The organism is Vibrio marisflavi CECT 7928 (assembly GCF_921294215.1).
Taxonomy (GTDB): Bacteria; Pseudomonadota; Gammaproteobacteria; order Enterobacterales; family Vibrionaceae; genus Vibrio; species Vibrio marisflavi.
The window spans coordinates 1,265,104-1,281,779 of record NZ_CAKLDM010000001.1; the positions used below are offsets into that span (position 1 = coordinate 1,265,104).

At 42.4% G+C, this 16,676-nt stretch carries 14 protein-coding genes; 8 read left to right on the forward strand and 6 right to left on the reverse strand.

All coding sequences use genetic code 11. The features are described from left to right. Nucleotides 1–3: 3 nt before the first annotated feature. From L7A31_RS05635 to L7A31_RS05655, 5 genes are all read left to right on the forward strand, one after another. On the forward strand, nucleotides 4–486 hold the full coding sequence (locus L7A31_RS05635; protein WP_237360518.1) for a DUF4381 domain-containing protein: 483 nt from the start codon (nucleotides 4–6) through the stop codon (nucleotides 484–486). Further along, nucleotides 446–1,447, forward strand: coding sequence for a vWA domain-containing protein (locus L7A31_RS05640; protein WP_435532877.1), 1,002 nt, complete (start codon nucleotides 446–448; stop codon nucleotides 1,445–1,447). Before L7A31_RS05635 ends, L7A31_RS05640 begins: the two co-directional genes overlap by 41 nt. Continuing rightward, a complete protein-coding gene (locus L7A31_RS05645) occupies nucleotides 1,440–3,389 on the forward strand; it encodes a VWA domain-containing protein (RefSeq protein ID WP_237360519.1) in 1,950 nt (649 codons plus the stop codon). The genes L7A31_RS05640 and L7A31_RS05645 overlap by 8 nt, the downstream gene beginning before the upstream one ends. 2 nt (nucleotides 3,390–3,391) lie before the next feature. Further along, nucleotides 3,392–5,044: a BatD family protein gene (locus tag L7A31_RS05650; RefSeq protein WP_237360520.1), complete on the forward strand. Its 1,653-nt coding sequence runs from the start codon at nucleotides 3,392–3,394 to the stop codon at nucleotides 5,042–5,044. A 221-nt stretch (nucleotides 5,045–5,265) separates the two neighbouring features. Continuing rightward, complete coding sequence (locus L7A31_RS05655; protein ID WP_237360521.1) at nucleotides 5,266–5,748, forward strand: L,D-transpeptidase family protein; 483 nt, start codon at nucleotides 5,266–5,268, stop codon at nucleotides 5,746–5,748. Between the two features lie 31 nt (nucleotides 5,749–5,779). Here L7A31_RS05655 and L7A31_RS05660 read toward each other — a convergent pair whose 3' ends face one another. The 3 genes from L7A31_RS05660 to L7A31_RS05670 form a co-directional block, all read right to left on the reverse strand. Next, nucleotides 5,780–6,400 (reverse strand): DUF1294 domain-containing protein, encoded by a 621-nt coding sequence (locus tag L7A31_RS05660; RefSeq protein WP_237360522.1) that lies wholly within the window; start codon nucleotides 6,398–6,400, stop codon nucleotides 5,780–5,782. An 84-nt stretch (nucleotides 6,401–6,484) separates the two neighbouring features. After that, nucleotides 6,485–6,883 carry an OsmC family protein gene (locus L7A31_RS05665; RefSeq protein WP_237360523.1) on the reverse strand — a complete coding sequence of 133 codons (399 nt, stop codon included), beginning with the start codon at nucleotides 6,881–6,883 and terminating at the stop codon, nucleotides 6,485–6,487. A gap of 22 nt (nucleotides 6,884–6,905) precedes the next feature. Further along, complete coding sequence (locus L7A31_RS05670) at nucleotides 6,906–7,520, reverse strand: LysE family translocator (protein ID WP_237360524.1); 615 nt, start codon at nucleotides 7,518–7,520, stop codon at nucleotides 6,906–6,908. Between the two features lie 1,307 nt (nucleotides 7,521–8,827). Between L7A31_RS05670 and L7A31_RS05675 the strand changes: the two genes are divergently transcribed. After that, nucleotides 8,828–9,283 (forward strand): dCMP deaminase family protein, encoded by a 456-nt coding sequence (locus L7A31_RS05675; protein WP_237360525.1) that lies wholly within the window; start codon nucleotides 8,828–8,830, stop codon nucleotides 9,281–9,283. Here L7A31_RS05675 and L7A31_RS05680 read toward each other — a convergent pair. Continuing rightward, nucleotides 9,263–11,932, reverse strand: coding sequence for an ATP-binding protein (locus tag L7A31_RS05680; RefSeq protein ID WP_237360526.1), 2,670 nt, complete (start codon nucleotides 11,930–11,932; stop codon nucleotides 9,263–9,265). The two genes, L7A31_RS05675 and L7A31_RS05680, sit on opposite strands and share 21 nt — an antisense overlap. Nucleotides 11,933–12,129: 197 nt before the next feature. On the opposite strand from L7A31_RS05680, the gene L7A31_RS05685 reads away from it, so the two are divergent. Both L7A31_RS05685 and L7A31_RS05690 read left to right on the forward strand, forming a co-directional pair. Next, nucleotides 12,130–12,342, forward strand: coding sequence for a hypothetical protein (locus L7A31_RS05685; RefSeq protein ID WP_237360527.1), 213 nt, complete (start codon nucleotides 12,130–12,132; stop codon nucleotides 12,340–12,342). A 159-nt stretch (nucleotides 12,343–12,501) separates the two neighbouring features. Beyond that, complete coding sequence (locus L7A31_RS05690; RefSeq protein ID WP_237360528.1) at nucleotides 12,502–12,987, forward strand: acyl-CoA thioesterase; 486 nt, start codon at nucleotides 12,502–12,504, stop codon at nucleotides 12,985–12,987. A 125-nt stretch (nucleotides 12,988–13,112) separates the two neighbouring features. Here the strand turns inward: L7A31_RS05690 and L7A31_RS05695 are convergent, their stop codons facing one another. Both L7A31_RS05695 and L7A31_RS05700 read right to left on the reverse strand, forming a co-directional pair. Continuing rightward, on the reverse strand, nucleotides 13,113–13,844 hold the full coding sequence (locus tag L7A31_RS05695) for a substrate-binding periplasmic protein (RefSeq protein ID WP_237360529.1): 732 nt from the start codon (nucleotides 13,842–13,844) through the stop codon (nucleotides 13,113–13,115). Between the two features lie 217 nt (nucleotides 13,845–14,061). Next, a complete protein-coding gene (locus L7A31_RS05700) occupies nucleotides 14,062–16,470 on the reverse strand; it encodes a PKD domain-containing protein (protein WP_237360530.1) in 2,409 nt (802 codons plus the stop codon). Nucleotides 16,471–16,676: the final 206 nt, after the last annotated feature.

Here is a 16,676-nt window from a genome sequence, read left to right on the forward strand (position 1 = left end):
CTTATGACACAAACAACCAACACGTCTCATTTACCGCTCAAACCCTTGCAGCTACCTGACTTGCCTTCGTGGTTTCCGTTAGCTTGGGGATGGTGGGCAACGGTCGGTGCCATATTCGCGGTGATTTTGTTTTGTTGGCTGTACCTCCGTTGGAAGAAAAAACGCCTCGCTCCTAAAAAAACAGCATTGCGACTACTCACTGGCACGCCAATGCCTTTAGAACCATCGGAAGCGATTGAACTTGTTCGACAAGCGGCTCTTTGTTATTACCCTAGAGACGAGATTGCAAACCTTACCGGAAAAGATTGGTACGCATTTTTAGATTCACAAGTTCCCGAGCCAATGTTCGAAAACAACTCCGAATTGTGGCAGCAAGCTTTGTATCAAAAGAAACCTGTAAACAACGCTGATGCACTAGTCGGAGACTGCTATCAATGGGTTAACGATGCTCTACCGCCGAAGAGAAGGAGAGCAAAAGTTGACTAACTTCGACTTAGTCTGGTGGTGGATGCTATTTCTGCTGCCACTCCCTCTACTCTTGTATTGGTTTGCCCCAGCAGTCAAAAAAGGGGCTGCTATCAATCTACCTTATTTGCCAAACCAAAGCTCTCAAACCCAGCCGAGAAACTTACTCTCCAAAGTTTTGGCCACCTTGATTTGGCTATGTTTGGTTGTCGCTGCAGCTCGCCCAGTCTATTTTGGAGAGCCAATAACCGTCACCCCCAAGCACAGAGATTTAATGTTGGTGGTCGATTTATCCTACTCGATGAGCCAAAAAGACATGAAGGAAGGCGATCAATATGTCAGCCGCCTTTCAGCTGTAAAACACGTACTGTCTAATTTTATCGAGGAAAGAAAAGGCGACCGGCTCGGGCTCATCTTTTTTGCTGACCACGCTTACCTACAGACGCCGCTTACGTTTGATCGAAACATCGTTGCAAAGCAACTCAAGCAGGTTGTTCTTAAGCTCATTGGCACACAGACAGCTATCGGGGAAGGCATTGGACTCGCGACAAAAACCTTTATTGACAACGATGCTCCACAGAGAGTCATTGTTCTGCTGACTGACGGAAGCAATAATTCTGGTGTGTTAGGCCCGATTGAAGCGGCTGAAATTGCCAAAAAGTACCACGTGAAAATATACACGGTTGGTATTGGCGCGGGTGAAATGACAGTTAGAAATTTCTTCATGACGCAAAAAATCAACACCGCCGCAGATCTTGATGAGAAAACACTAAAAGAGATTGCTCATATTACTGGAGGTAAATACTTCCGAGCACACGACAATCAGCAATTACAAAATATCTACAACACTATCAACAAATTAGAACCTATAACAAATGCTAGCCAAACTTGGCGCCCACAGACAGAGTGGTTTGGCTTACCTCTTACGATAGCCTTGTTGCTGTCTGCTGCCCTGCTGATATTGAGGAGAAATCATGTCTAACTTTGTGTTTCTCTACCCTGAGTGGCTGTTAGGTCTAATGCCTGTAGCTGCGCTCTATCTCTGGCTGCGAATCCGGAAACAAAATCAAACATTGATCGCACCACATTTAGCGAAAGCCCTTGGTATTGAACACAGCAAACAATCTGTGTGGCTAATTCGCTCAGCACTTATATCTTGGCTGCTTGCGGTAGTTGCGTTAGCTGGGCCTAGCTTTGAGAAAACAGAACACCCAACTTACAACTTGGCCGATGCACGGGTACTGGTTATGGATATGTCTGAGTCTATGTACGCCACAGACATCAAACCAAACCGTCTAACCCAAGCGCGCTATAAAGCCCATGACTTGTTAGAAAAATGGAAAGAAGGCTCAACCGGTTTAGTGGCTTACGCAGCTGATGCTTACACCATCAGCCCGTTAACCACCGACACTCATACCATTTTGAATTTATTGCCAAACTTGTCGCCAGGCCTGATGCCATATCAAGGTTCAAACCCAGCTGCTGGCATCAAACTTGCGATCAGTTTAATGCAGCATGCAGGCCTATCTTCTGGCAATATTGTGCTTATTGCTGACGATATCGATAAGAATGACATCCAGCAAATTGTACCGTTAATAAAAGGGACGCACTGGTCGCTATCCATTCTTGGTGTTGGTACCCAAATAGGCGCGCCTATCCCACTGAAAAACGGTACCATGCTACAAAACAGTGCTGGGCACCCAGTCGTCGCTAAGACAAATTTCGATAACATGCGTCAACTTGCCTCAGATGTCGGTGGATATTTTACACCGATGCAGCTCAATAGCAGTGACGTCAATACTATTGCTAATCAGTCTCTCTCTATTGCAACCGCTGCAAAGAAAAACAAAAACAACGAAGTTGATGAACCTCTTAACAACGGTTATTGGCTAGTGTTGTTAATTCTACTTCCTGCGTTGCTTATGTTTAGACGTGGCGTGTTATTCAGTTTTTCACTAGTACTACTGCCGTTGCTTACTCCTAAACCCGCTGAAGCCAGCCCTTGGCTCAACCAAGATCAGCAAGCGATGGAGATGTATAAGGCGAAAGATTTCAAAGGCGCGGCTTCAACGTTCAAAAATAAAGAGTGGCAAGGCATATCTGAATACGATGCAGGGAACTACAAAAAAGCGATTGAGGCCCTAAATGGTACACAAAGTGAGAAAGGAAAATACAATTTAGCCAATGCTTATGCGCAAGATAAACAATATCAAAAAGCAATCGACCTGTATCAAGAGGTTCTCAAACAACAGCCTAACAATGCTGATGCAAAATATAACTTAGATGTTGTAAAGCAAGCTCTTCAGCAACAGCAACAGCAACAGCAACAGCAACAGCAACAGCAACAGCAACAGCAACAGCAACAGCAACAGCAACAGCAACAGCAACAAAATTCTGACGAGCAGAATCAGTCAAGTCAAAACAATCAATCTGATTCTGAGCAGCAGAAACAACAAAATGAACAGAACAAAAACAATAACCAACAATCAAACTCGAACGAGTCAAGCGCTAAGCAAGAGTCTCAACAACAAGAGCAACAAGGTAAAAATAGCGACTCCCAAGCTAGCGACGAGCTAGAACAACCAAAAGAGAATCAAAGCACTTCACAAGCTGAACAAAATCAGGATGAAGAGCAAGCTAAGCAGCAAAACCAAGAGTCGCAACCGGAAAAACAGAAGTCAGACCAAGAGCAGAAAAAACAACAAGAAGCACAGCAAAATGAACAGCAGCAAGAGCAATCAGCGGATCAATCTGACAGCCAAGCAGCCATAGGACAAGAATCCAACCAGGAGCATGTTGATCCAGAATTGCGTAAGCTCGACCAAGTGGAAACCATTCGCGATCCAGCGACACTTTTGCGCGCTGAAATCTTGCTACAAGCAGAAAACAAACAACCACCTAAGTACACCGGTAAGAAGTGGTAATTATGAACTCAAAATATTCTTTACGTACTCTACTTTCAGCGCTGCTGATAGTTTTTGCGACACTTTTAAGTGCGAATGTGTTTGCCACAAACTTATGGGCAAGCGTTAATACGAATAAAGTTGCTAAAAACGAGATGTTTCAATTTCAATTGGTAACCGACCAGCAAGCCGATTCGAGTGCCATTGATTTCAATGTACTTAGCAAAGACTTTTACGTATCTCAACCGAGCTACGGTACTTACCAAAACAGTGTGAATGGCAAGAGTTCAATGAGAACAACTTGGACCGTCTCATTAGCCCCCAAAAAACTAGGCACGATCACTATCCCTAAGTTTTCAATCAATGGCGCCTCGTCTCAACCAATTGAGATCCATGTAACCCAAAACTCACACACTCCAAAAGCTAATGACTTAGTAGAAATGCAAGCGACATTGGACAAAACAACTTTATATCCAGAAGAAAGTGCATACCTAAAAACTCGCTTAGTCATAAAAACCGATCCGCGCTCTATACAAAGCCCGCAAATTATTCCACCTTCCGCCCATGGCCTAACTTTGACTCCAGTTGGAGAGCAACAGCAATATCAGAGTATATTGAACGGTGTGAACGTAACTGTCGTCGACCAAGATTTTCGAATCACTGCAGATAAGCCCGGGCACTATATTGTCAAAGGCCCAGAGTTCAAGGGCAGTATTCTTTATACCAATACTGCGACCAGAAATACCTCAATTATCAACGCAGATACAAAAGCCAAAGAGTTTGACTTCACTGTCGAACCTAAACCTGCCCACTACAAAGGTGACTGGCTACCCACTGCCAAGTTAACTCTTTCTCAGCAATGGCTTGACCAAAATGGGCATGACATTAGCACAACCAAAGTTCATAACACTCAAGTTGGTGATTCGATCACTCGAATTATTACAATGGATGTAGCAGGTTTAAGCGCAGAGCAACTGCCTAATATCGTTACACACTATCCCTCAAGTATCAGGGTTTACGCCGATAAACCTCAATTTAAAACACTGCCAAACAACGTAACTCGTATGACGCTCAAACAGGTGTTAATTCCTCAGCAACCTGGCGACATCAAGTTAGAAAGTGTCAATATCAATTGGTGGAACAGCCAAACGAAAAAACAGCAAGCGTCCCAAGTCGCTGGCTTAGAGCTACAAGTTACACCTAGCGCCAATCAAACTGTAGCACCAACGCCATCTGCAGTTCCTTCTTTGTCTCAAACAACTGAAAAGATAGTGACTGTGCGCGACTCTGGCTATTGGCCATACATTGCACTTGTATTCGGCGTACTTTGGCTGGTGACGTTGTTTGGATTGATTCACACAAAACGTAAATCCAAGCAAGAAGAAGTTGCGAGAAATACAACCAACTCTGAACCATACAAGAACTTAACTGACGCGATAAAAGCCGGGAATGCTATTAGAGCTCAGTTTGAAGCAAATAGCTGGTTAGAACAATTACGGCATAGAGATATGGAATTAGAGCAGACTATTCGTACAGAGCTAGAAAATCTACATCGCAACGAGTTCAAAAATAGCAACTCAACACCAAATACGGCGACACTTTTAGCTGCAATAGACAAACTCGAAAAAATGCAAAGGAAAGGTGCAAAACACGAAGACAAACTAGCCAACCTATAAAAGTCACAGTGGGTGCTCGCAAGGTTCCGAGCACCCCAAAATAAGGTACCTGAAAGCTTACTTTTCGCTATCTGCTTAGTCGTTCAGTCACCTCTAACAAACACTCCGAGAATTCCAATTTGGAATCCAGCCCTGCAACGATAAGTACATTACTTTTCTAACCTACAAATAGCGACCATAATTACCTTCTACCAACTAATAATCTAGGAACGAAGATAGGAATGAGTCAGCGTTGGGTATTCATATCATTGCTAACAGTGTTTAGTCTTTCTTGCTTTGCTGAAGTGGACATTGTTAAAGTGGATAAATCCAAACGCAGAATGTACTTGATAGATAACAATAAAATCGTTAAAGAATACCGCATAGCTTTAGGTAAGCAACCGCGAGGACACAAGATATATGAAGGCGATCAACGCACACCTGAAGGCCTCTATCGGCTGGATTTTATTATTGAAGACTCTGCATTCTATCGTTCGATCCATATCAACTACCCAAACATTTACGACGTCGCCAAAGCACACCAACTAGGCGTTTCACCTGGTGGAAACATCAAAATACATGGTCTAAAAAATGGCGATAAACGCTCACCCTCTTTCGTACAAAGCTTCGATTGGACTGACGGGTGTATAGCAATCACTAACCGTGAAATGGATGAGTTTTTGCAACTTGTTAAAGTGGGGACTCCGATTCATATCGAGTGGTAAATACCCTACCCTCGCACACTCGAGAGATTATTTATTTCTTTATAAAAACTGCGTTGTGAGCCTTATAAGCACTGCTGATCTTTTGGTTTACCCAGCGTTCTCCCGTTGGGTATAGGGTCCAAGCAAAAAATGTAAACTGTATCGCAATGATCACAATAAAAAACATTTTGTACAGAGCGCTTCGTGTATCTGATTTATACATATAAGGAGCTAAAGCACCTGCAACCCAACCGCCAATGAAAGACAAGAATAGTAACGAGCTCTCTCCGGTTACGGGTTTCTTCTTAACCTTTGCTCGCTTATCTAACCAGCAGACCAGCCAAACCAGCATGTTAATGATAACGTAGTAAACGAGTACTTCTTTTGGATATTGGAAATAATACACACATCCAACCATGGCAAGCGAAAACCACACTGCTGCAAAAAGCGAAATGCGACAATGTCTAACACGTTGAATATCTGTAGCTTTACCCTGGCCACCCTCATCTTTCACAATACGAAACATGACTTCAGCGCCGAGCGCAATGCTTTTTTTCGACTCAATATAATCATCGAACTTGAATCTAACTCTTAGCCTTCCTGTGAGCGGAACAATATAGCCGTATCCCTTCTCTGCATTCAGCTCAACTATTTTCCCTTTGAGCGATTTCATATCTGAATATTCCCTAGTGCCCTATATTCAGCATAGAAAAAAGCCAGACATCATGTCTGGCTTTATGAATTAATTTGCGTAAACTTAACAGACTTCCCAACTATGAGTCATCTCGACACCTTCACTCAGCATTAAGCAAACAGAACAATATTTTTGCAATGAATCGGCTGTGACTTTCGCTACAATACTTTTATCTAGCTCACGGCCAGACACTTCGAAATGAATATTTATCTTTGTAAAGATACGAGGCGCACTGTCTCTTCTTTCTGTAGTAAGTTTTGCGACACAGCTTGCCACCTTCTGGCCAGCTTGTTTTAGTCCGTCTACAACGTCGACAGAACTACAACCACCTGCGGCCATTAACACCATTTCCATTGGGCTAGGAGCGGTTTTACCACCACTACCATCCATCACGACTGAATGACCAGATTGTGATTGGCCGATAAACTTAAACTCATCAACCCATTTTACTTCTGCTTGCATTAGATATTCCTATAGTGATGGCCTAAAGAGTGAACACCACACGTAGAGCCAATAAAATCAAAACCACGCCTGAAAGCCTATCGATAAGCTGCGCTTTAGCTCTCATTCTATCAATAAAGAGTGGGCTAGATAAAAGAAAAGTAATCAGCGTATACCATAAGCCGTCAACAACAAATGGCGTGAGAACAATAATAGACTTACTCCCAACACCATGGCCTACTGCAACGAACTGACTAAACAAAGCGATAAAGAAAATAGCAATTTTAGGGTTTAGGATGGAAATTAGTATTCCTTCTTTCGCAGACTGCAATACCGAGACTTGCTCTCCAGATTCCAGCTTAGCCGCTACCCCACCTTTAGATCTCAGAGCATTAATGCCTAAGTAAGCCAGATATAGCGCTCCTGCAAGGCTAATCGTCTCAAATACGAGCGGAGAATTGTGCAGGACAACGGCTAGACCAATCATGGTAATAAATGCGTACACACCTATTCCAAATGCGTGAGCCCAAGCAACAGCAATACCATTCTTCCTCCCTCCCGCTAGGTTATGCTTGATAACCATAGCTAGACTTGGTCCTGGCGACATTGCTCCTAATAAGCAAACCATAAAAAGAGATAACCAAATGGTTAAAGTCATTATCTTCCCCTAAAACTGAAATGAAAATTGAATCGGTTTAAGTTAACAGCAGCTTGTTCATATAAGCACATACGAGTTTAAAGCTAAGCTGCCATTAATATGAATATTGTTGTTAGCATATTTAAAAGTATTTGCAGCATGCATTTGCAATACGCAACATAACAGTGAACGAAACATTGAATACACCAATATTTAGCCAAAAACTGCCGATTTACACTTGGCACGCATAATGCATTATAAAGTTCGACCCTTATTAAGCCGAGGGTCACCTAGCCAACTGACGTTGTTAGTGAACGACTTTGTTCACATTTAAATTCAGCCAATTGCCCAAATGCAATTGGCTTTTTTTTGCCTTTCACATTACGTGTACAGTTAGCCACACCACACGCTCAATTTAAGTGACTATACCTAACTGCGAAAGAAAGGGTAATGTTTTCGTGACAGATTGAACTGTAGCTTACGCTAAACAAGCGAAGCAACACCGTGATTTACAATAGGTGGGTATGTTAGGAAGACTTCTAGATCGGATAAATAAGACAAGAAAAGAAAAACCCCACTAGATAACTAGTGGGGTTTCATTTCTTACTCGCAGCAATCCGGCTACTAATAGGTGCTCCCTGCATCTATTCCTTGATAGTACGCTGAATCCTTCAGCTTAGTCCGTTTCATCGCCATCCTAGCGGTGTCCTCGGCACTCCGGCCCGTTAGCCTTCCTCGCTAACTCCCATCGCTTATTCCTTAAGCGGTGTCCTTGACCTATCATCCTGATAGGGTATTTCGGTCCTTGAAGTGTGCCTGTTAACTCAAACTCTAACCATCCTAGCTAAATTTTTCGTTAACACACTTTTGCATTCCTTGCCGAAAGTTCGTCCTGAGTGAACAATCGAATCTTCTTCCTGAAGATGACCTATCCTTGGAGCTTTCCAGTTCCATGTCTGCATCCTGCTGACACTTTTAAGATTACGACATCCCTTTAGATTCGCAATGGAAAAAATAAGCATTTCAAAAGCTTCCTAAAACACAAAAAACTTATTAACTTTATTTTTCAACAACTTAAATTTTTCGACATCTTTTATCCACTAGAAATCAATTACTTTGCTTACACGCTTGTAAGAGATCTCTCACAAGCCTAACAGACAATTGTCATCGAATACCTTGAACCTTATCAATGGGTTATAAAGATCTACATCACATAAAGCTTTCAGTATTTTAACGTAATCTCGATAAGTCTAGGTTCATGAGTTCTCTATCCCAAGCTTGTTTGAGTATAATGGTTCACTGATAGACTAGTTTTCGAAGGAACTATAATGATTTCTAAATGGGCACAGCGTTTTTATCAAATGGCGCAATTAGTTGGATCGTGGAGTAAAGATCCTTCAACTCAGGTTGGAGCGGTTATAACCAAGCAAAACCGGATTGTTTCTGTTGGGTTCAATGGGTATCCACACGGCATATCCGACAGCGCAGATACAGACGATCGCGATATGAAATATCTAAAAACTCTTCACGCTGAAGAAAATGCGATTTTATTTGCAAAAAGAGATTTAGATGGCTGTGAAATTTGGGTGACTCATTTCCCATGCCCGAACTGCGCGGCAAAAATTATTCAAACTGGTATTTCAGCAGTTCACTGCCCAGAGCAAACAGAAGACTTTCTCTCTCGCTGGGGCGATAAGATAAGTGTTAGCGAAGATATGTTCACTCAAGCTGGTGTAAAAATAAACTGGCTAAAACTCTCAGATCTAAGGCCTGCAGACGTTTAGTTCGCTAAACACATCGAATAGCTGTTGCGACTTATACGGTTTCGGTAGATAGGCGTCCATACCTGCCTCGAAGCAGCTTTCGATTTCTTCTTGTAAAACACTAGCTGTCAAAGCAATGATCGGCAGCTTCTGTTTGCCTTGCTCTGTTTCCCATTGGCGAATTTTTTTAGTTGCCGTTAAACCGTCCATAATTGGCATCATGCAGTCCATCAGCACAGCAATGAATTTGCCACCAGCTTGTACCGCATGGACGGCCTCTTGTCCGTTACTTACAATTGTGTAATCCATGCCAGCTTTTTCCAAAAAAAAGCTGGCAATCTTTTGGTTCATCAAATTATCTTCAACGATCAAAACCTTCGCAGAGTTTTCTTCTGCAACTTCATAACTGAATTTATTTATATTGCCTGAAAGCACTGGTTGCTTAATTTGAGCTGCGATATTTTCAACCACAGTTTTGAAACGATTTCCCATGATAGGCAAGGTTAATTTCGGAGTGACCATACACGCTAGTTCTGGCGAAAAATGCAAGTGATGCTGGAAAGCGACAATTTCAATACCGCAATACTTCGCCCTGATTGCCGCTACATCTTGAGAGACATTTTGATGGCTATCTGTACAGTAGATAATCAAATCGACTTGATATTGCATATCGACCGCTTCACTGGCAGATTCGACTACATAATAAGGTATTGAGTAGTATTGACACTCCCTCTCGATTAGAGAGGTATAAGAACTTCCATTTGCAATGACCAGCGTGTTGAGTGAGATTGAAGCTCGACAAGGTTGTTCATGTGGCTCTTCAAAAGGAATTTCAAATTCGAAGCAACTTCCCATCCCATGTGTGGAGTCCACTTTTATTGTCCCTCCCATCAATTCAACTAATTGCCGACATATTGCCAACCCTAAACCAGTACCTCCAAAGCGCTGGGTGATTGTCGAGTTTTCTTGAGTGAATGGTTCGAAAATCGCTTTCTGCTTATGCTTATCGATCCCAGTTCCTGTATCAATCACACGAATTGCCAACCAAGAGCCAGACTCTTTGCTCATGAGCTCAGCTTCAATATTCACTATTCCTCTGTGAGTAAATTTTACAGCGTTGGTGAGCAAGTTCAGTAGAACCTGCTTAAAGCGATATCCATCAATTGATAAAATGGGTGGAATGTCGAGATCAATGTCCACTCCCAGCTCGACATCTTGTTTTGAAGCCCTCACCAAAACCATATTTAGCGCTTCATAGATAAGTTCTCGTATATCTATGTTCGCCAAAGATAAGGCCAAGTTTCCAGATTCAATTTTCGACAAGTCCAGAATATCGTTAAGCAGGACTAGTAGTGTCTGCGAAGAAGTATCGATATCTCTGATGATTTCTTGTTGGGATTGCTTTAAATCACTTTCCGCCAAGATCTCTGTCATGCCAATAATGCCATTCAGCGGCGTACGGATCTCATGGGACATACTCGCTAAAAAGGAACTTTTGAGTTTGTTCGCTTGCTCCGCTGATTCTTTCGCACTAATAAGTTTACTTTGATAACAATTAAGATCTCGAGTTATCTTGTTTAAGCTTTTGGCAAAACTCGTAAATTCATCACCTCCATCAGCTTTCATCTTCCACTCATAATCACCACTTTTTAGCTTACCAAAGATGTTTAATATTTCTCCTAATTTACTATTTATACGGAAAAGGGTGCTTAAACTTAGATAAAAGGTAAACGCAAGCAGAGATACAAGCACAAGCGTCACATAGATGATTTGTCTACGGTTTTGCTCGATATGTGCTTCAAGCTCTAGCTTAAAGTGATCATGAAAGTCCTGAGTCTGTCTTTCGATTAGTTGGTTGCGAGCTTCTATCATTTTAATGTAGCCATCTAGGTCATTTTTTATTGCTTGGCCAGATAGAATCCTGTCTCGAATGAGCTCACTCTTATGAAAATTCGTGTTAGCAAATAGCCCTGCTACTTGCTTTAAGTGCTCACTTCGCGCTCCACTGCTAATATATTTATTGAAATACTGTTTTTGCAGCTCGCTCGCTTTAACGTACTGTCTAAAGTAGTCCGATCGACCAGCTGGACTCACTATCATCTCTTGTACTAACCAAGCTTCGCACTCCATCCAATAATATAACCACCTTAAGGTATTCAAAACGATATCTGAGCTGTGAAGGTGGTCACTGGTTATGTGACTGTCATGCTCGCTCACGTCAATATTGATATTGTATAAAACCTCAAATGCCTTCTCCCCTAAATGAAAAAGCTCTTTTTCATTTTTTGTATGTTTAACATCTTGAACTAACAGGGGGATCTTATCCAATAAAGCAAAGAGCTTCTCGGAAGAGCCTGTGCCGACAATGCCATGGTGAGTATGTTTCTCACTATGAAGGTTAGACTTAATTGATTGTATGTTTTCATCAACACTTAACAAAGCTGCATCAACAGCCTTTCCACTGAGCTTGTTGCTCAGTAATTGATATAGGTTTTTATTTAGCAGTGTCAGCTCACTTAGCACCACCACCTTTTCGACTGTAACTGTATGTGCATGCAACTGTTCTCGAATTTGAACAATCAAGTAGCCCGAAAAACAAACAATGAGAGTCACCATCGTAAAACACAGTAACAATAATCGGCGCCTGACTGACATTTTATTGATGACCATATTAAGTCCATTCCCTGGAACAAATCACACTAAGCCTAATTGTTAATACTAGCTCATATAAAACAAGACTCTTAATATTGTGACAATTTTGTCACTATGAGCATTGAAATCTTTGCTTACACACACAATATCGATATTCATGTTTTGTTCATAAAATGACTGGTAGCCTTAGAGCATATTGGAAGAGAGGATCTACTATGAAAAAATATTTAATACTGATATTCGCTGCATTCGTTGGCTTTTTTACTCTTCTTACTAGCCTATTCCTAGCGATTCCACTTGCTATTGTTGCGGTACTAGCCGGTAAAAAAATGCAAAGCCAAATAAAGAAGCAACAACAAACATATACTCAAACTGAAGACCCAAGCAGAGTCATTGAAGGTGAATACGAAGACTTGTCACGCAAGTAGCCCAACCATAGCTACTTGCTCCCGCTAGACAACCAGCCCGTTTAAATCACTTGAAACAACGCTTTTTGCGCCAGCAAAGAGCGACTTACTTTCTAGCTTGCCTACACATTGATTCCACACCATAATTTTAAAAATAACTCGAATTTTAAGGACAACCCAATGTCTGAGCAAAGACGTAGCACCACACTAAGGTTCTTAGCTGAACCCGGGGACGTGAATTTTGGTGGGAAAGTTCATGGCGGAGCAGTGATGAAATGGATAGATCTAGCCGCCTACGCCTGCTCGGCAGCATGGAGCGGAAAATACTGCATTACAGCCTATGCTGGCGGTATACGGTTTGTAAAACCAATCTTGGTAGGCAGCTTAGTGGAAGTTGGCGCAAGAGTTATATATACAGGACGAACTTCCATGCATATTGCTATTGATGTGCAAGCGAGTGACCCAAAAGAGCTAGACAAAACCTTAACCACTCATTGCATTGTCATCATGGTTGCGGTCGATGAAGAAGGCAACCCAACTCCAATCCCAGAGTGGGTGCCAAAAACCAAAGAAGATATTGAACTACGTGATTCTGCCATTCGGCTGATGAACATGCGTAAGCAAATCGGCGAAGAGATGCAAGCAGGTGTAAAGTACCTTAAATAGAGGGGGGTAGCGAGCTCCCATAAGTCTGATTGCGGCAGCTTGTTCTCTCGGTGAGACTACGCAAATAGACTCTCCTTGGGTGTTTTCGATTTCGTCATACTCTCTACCCAAACGCCCAAAATCAGCTAATTTGCAGCCAAACCATACTTGCCTTTTAGTTCTTTTATCCAAGCTTTGTTTTTAACCAGAAACTCGTCAAATTGTTTAATGACATCTGGGTGACTAGCAGAAGAAAGCAGGTAGTCACTATCGATATGAGGAATAGATGCGTCATAAACAATTGTATTTGAAGGGATACCTAGTGATTTCATCGCATAAACTGCAACATCCACATTAAAGTAAGCACCATCTAAGTCGTCACGGTGAGCCATACTTTTTAGCAGTCCATCAATGCTATTAAATTCTTTTATTTTTATAACTCCCGCATTAATCTGATCCAGTAAAGCGTATGGAGTAAAACCTCTCACCATGCCCAACCTATTTATCTTAGACTTTCCAACTTGCTTAGCAGGTACAAGGACACCATCTGTATACTTTAGTGCGGAAGTACTATAAGAGATACTTTGTTCTCCCTTTATGTCAGATCCCCAATATGGGTTATCAGGAAATTTTAAGTCCACTTTTTTATTCACTAGGTCATGAAATAAGCGAACGACGGGGAGAGGCCGATAGGTTAGTTCGTGGTTATAGTCTTTAGCAAAGCGTTCTAAAAGCTCTCGAGCATAGCCGGTATATTGACCATTTTGAATAGAGTATATCGGGGCATAATTTATATTCTCGACTCCCACAATCAAATCTTTGGCAAAGGATAAACCAGTACTTAAATACATCAGTATGAATATAACAACCTTGTTCATCTTTCATTCCTTTCGAGCATATACTCAAACATTGTAGGCTGTCATTGCAGATATATTCAGGGAAGCGAACCTCTTTACGCTGTATATCTAATCATTTTCTCAAGGATAAGATTTCTAGTTCGACATTGAAGTAAACGATGAGCAAATGGTATAGAGGTATAAACAAAAGAGAGGGCCACGCCCTCTCTTATCTCATTGGTAAAGTCTTCACTACCCGTTAGAAACTGACTGATGCCGAGTCATTTCCTGGCTCAGGGGTGTAGCTATAGCCTGAGCGAACGATATTGCTCACGGTAAAGGTAATCGTTCCGCTGGCAGCGCTAGTTGACGGTGACGAGAGCTCTACTTGTCCACGACGGTTGGTTCTTTTGCTAGCGCTACCCGTTACAGCGCCACTCCAATTGCCACTAACCGTGGCATTTTTCATCAGCTGACCATTTTCATCGACTACGACAATAGTGACCTTGGCTTGAGTAGTTCCAGTGGAATCGCCACCATCGTTACCACCACCGCCTTTTCCGTTACCGTTACCACCTCTTGCATTTGCGATACTGCTAACTAAAACAATGTCGAATCGGTCTATGTACAATGTATTGACCGAAGGATCTGGTTCTACAGTGATTGTGATGATGTCGGAAGCCGTATCGCCGTTATCATCTGTTACGGTTAACGTGGCATTGTAGTCACCCACTTCAGTATATGTGTGCGTGGGATCGGCTAGCGTGGAACTAGCACCATCACCAAACTGCCAGTCATAGCTTGAGATACTACCATCCACATCAGAGGAATTGACGCTAGAGAATACAACCTCTAATGGTGCAGGCCCACTAGTAGCTGAAGCAGATGCTACTGCTTCAGGCGGGTTATTATTAACTGTAACAACAACCGTATCGGTATCAGTAAGGCCATCCACATCTGTTACTGTCAACGTCACCGTATAATCACCTAGCTCTGCAAAGGTATACTGTGGATTCGACTCCGTTGATGTTACGCCATTGTCTGCAAAGTCCCAAAGGAATGAAAGCGTATTATCATCACCATCGGGATCTGAAGAGGTGTCACCCGTAAATTGTACAGATAGAGAACGATAGCCTGACACAGGATCTGCAGATGCATTCGCCACCGGTGACAAAGGTCCACCAGGTGCAGGTACTGTTCCGCTAATCGTATATTGCCCTAAACTACCGTACTCGGTATAGCCTGTAGGGGTGGCCGCGTATGGGTCACCCAGCCCAGCACCAGAAATCGAAAGATAATATGTCCCAGCCAATACTGGATAGCTTTGTATCTGCGCCCAAAGTTCTCCAGATGGGTTGAAGGTATTGATTAAGGTGCCGGTTCCATCATACAACCCAATTTCTATATCCAGATTTGGCGCAACTGAAGCAGGGGCAACATTTATGTTCAACTCACCACTTCCTACCATGATTTCAAAATAATCATAATCGGATTGCGTCTCAATGATGCCGCTATACTCGTCTAAGTCAACAAGACCATTGTTTATAGAACCAATCATTGTGGTCGCTGACGTATAGCTGCTACCATGATCATCGGGCTCCAATAGCGCACCATTGTCTTGAATGATTTGTATATCGTCTTCTGTATTATTGGCGTTTCGATACTCCCCTTTGCTCCATTGACTGACTGAGGTGTAGTAACCAACACCCATGATAGGTGCCCAGCTAGTAGGAACGGTAGTATCACCGCCGTGACCAGTGTAATAGCTAGAACCACCTACCACTCCATCATGGTACAGCCCTAAATTGTGACCAGCTTCATGGGTCGCTGCTTCAGCGATTAACTTTCCGCTAGAGCCTAGCCTGTTGTAGAAAACGAACGCTGGTTTATAGTAATCAGATGGCTGCCCATAGTCGTTCACACTGTCGAATATGCCGACATACGCAAACCCACCGCATTGGCAAGAAGGCACTGTGAAATCGGCTGTAATGACAACTCGGGTGCCATATTCTTGATCTGCAGTACTACTTCTTGTTATTGCACTTTGCCCTGGGTCTTCAGTTGTGACGTCGACATCAAACGGTGCAAAATCTTCAGCAACCTGTTGCCATATCTGCTGAATGGCGTCTTGTTCGCTAGTGCTAAATGACGCTGAGTTACCGTCGGTATCAAATGGTTGAGCATCAATAGGCTCACCATAATCTTGGTTCCATGCACGGCCACTGGTTAAGTAACCATCGAAATCCAAATATATTACTTTGGTTGAGTTCGGCTTACTGTGAAGCAGAAAAGTCTGATCATATGGATAAGGGGCACCAGATACATCAGGCTCTGCGCTATGACTATCAATGTGGTGCGCATGAGGCTCTTTGTCGATAAAGAATACCCGACCACGTCTATCGATCCACATCGTTTCATCTCGACTAAGCAGAGTTGAAAACTCTTCGGGCGTCTTGCCATACCAAGCAGCCACTTCAGGTAACTTATCACCCAATTGCTCAATCGCCCTCTGCCCTTGCGCCTTATCAGGTAAATTGAGTGTTGGAAATGGACCCTTTCCATTATTTGCATACGCAGCTAATGAAAGAAATGTTAATAATACCAGTGCCAACAAGCCAAATAGACTAACATTAGCTTTCTTAATTAAAACTAAACAAGTTAACTTCATCACAACACCTTGCCTATTCCTTTAGTACACAGAGAATATGCCTCACCAATTTTCTTCCAAGGCTTATTAATAATAGCTCAGAGCAACTTCACACCCTGCTTCGCCTTCATTAAAAAACAAAACTTAAAGCCTTTAAAATCAAAAACTTACAAATATCCCACTCCAGACAATCTTTAGGCTTGGACTAATCAATAGGCGAAGAGGAA

Excerpts from the sequence above, each read along its gene's own strand:
- L7A31_RS05635 (WP_237360518.1), top strand. The coding sequence starts at position 4 with ATGACACAAACAACCAACACGTCTCATTTACCGCTCAAACCCTTGCAG.
- L7A31_RS05640 (WP_435532877.1), top strand. The coding sequence starts at position 446 with ATGCTCTACCGCCGAAGAGAAGGAGAGCAAAAGTTGACTAACTTCGAC.
- L7A31_RS05645 (WP_237360519.1), top strand. The coding sequence starts at position 1,440 with ATGTCTAACTTTGTGTTTCTCTACCCTGAGTGGCTGTTAGGTCTAATG.
- L7A31_RS05650 (WP_237360520.1), top strand. The coding sequence starts at position 3,392 with ATGAACTCAAAATATTCTTTACGTACTCTACTTTCAGCGCTGCTGATA.
- L7A31_RS05655 (WP_237360521.1), top strand. The coding sequence starts at position 5,266 with ATGAGTCAGCGTTGGGTATTCATATCATTGCTAACAGTGTTTAGTCTT.
- L7A31_RS05660 (WP_237360522.1), bottom strand. The coding sequence starts at position 6,400 with ATGAAATCGCTCAAAGGGAAAATAGTTGAGCTGAATGCAGAGAAGGGA.
- L7A31_RS05665 (WP_237360523.1), bottom strand. The coding sequence starts at position 6,883 with ATGCAAGCAGAAGTAAAATGGGTTGATGAGTTTAAGTTTATCGGCCAA.
- L7A31_RS05670 (WP_237360524.1), bottom strand. The coding sequence starts at position 7,520 with ATGACTTTAACCATTTGGTTATCTCTTTTTATGGTTTGCTTATTAGGA.
- L7A31_RS05675 (WP_237360525.1), top strand. The coding sequence starts at position 8,828 with ATGATTTCTAAATGGGCACAGCGTTTTTATCAAATGGCGCAATTAGTT.
- L7A31_RS05680 (WP_237360526.1), bottom strand. The coding sequence starts at position 11,932 with ATGGTCATCAATAAAATGTCAGTCAGGCGCCGATTATTGTTACTGTGT.
- L7A31_RS05685 (WP_237360527.1), top strand. The coding sequence starts at position 12,130 with ATGAAAAAATATTTAATACTGATATTCGCTGCATTCGTTGGCTTTTTT.
- L7A31_RS05690 (WP_237360528.1), top strand. The coding sequence starts at position 12,502 with ATGTCTGAGCAAAGACGTAGCACCACACTAAGGTTCTTAGCTGAACCC.
- L7A31_RS05695 (WP_237360529.1), bottom strand. The coding sequence starts at position 13,844 with ATGAACAAGGTTGTTATATTCATACTGATGTATTTAAGTACTGGTTTA.
- L7A31_RS05700 (WP_237360530.1), bottom strand. The coding sequence starts at position 16,470 with ATGAAGTTAACTTGTTTAGTTTTAATTAAGAAAGCTAATGTTAGTCTA.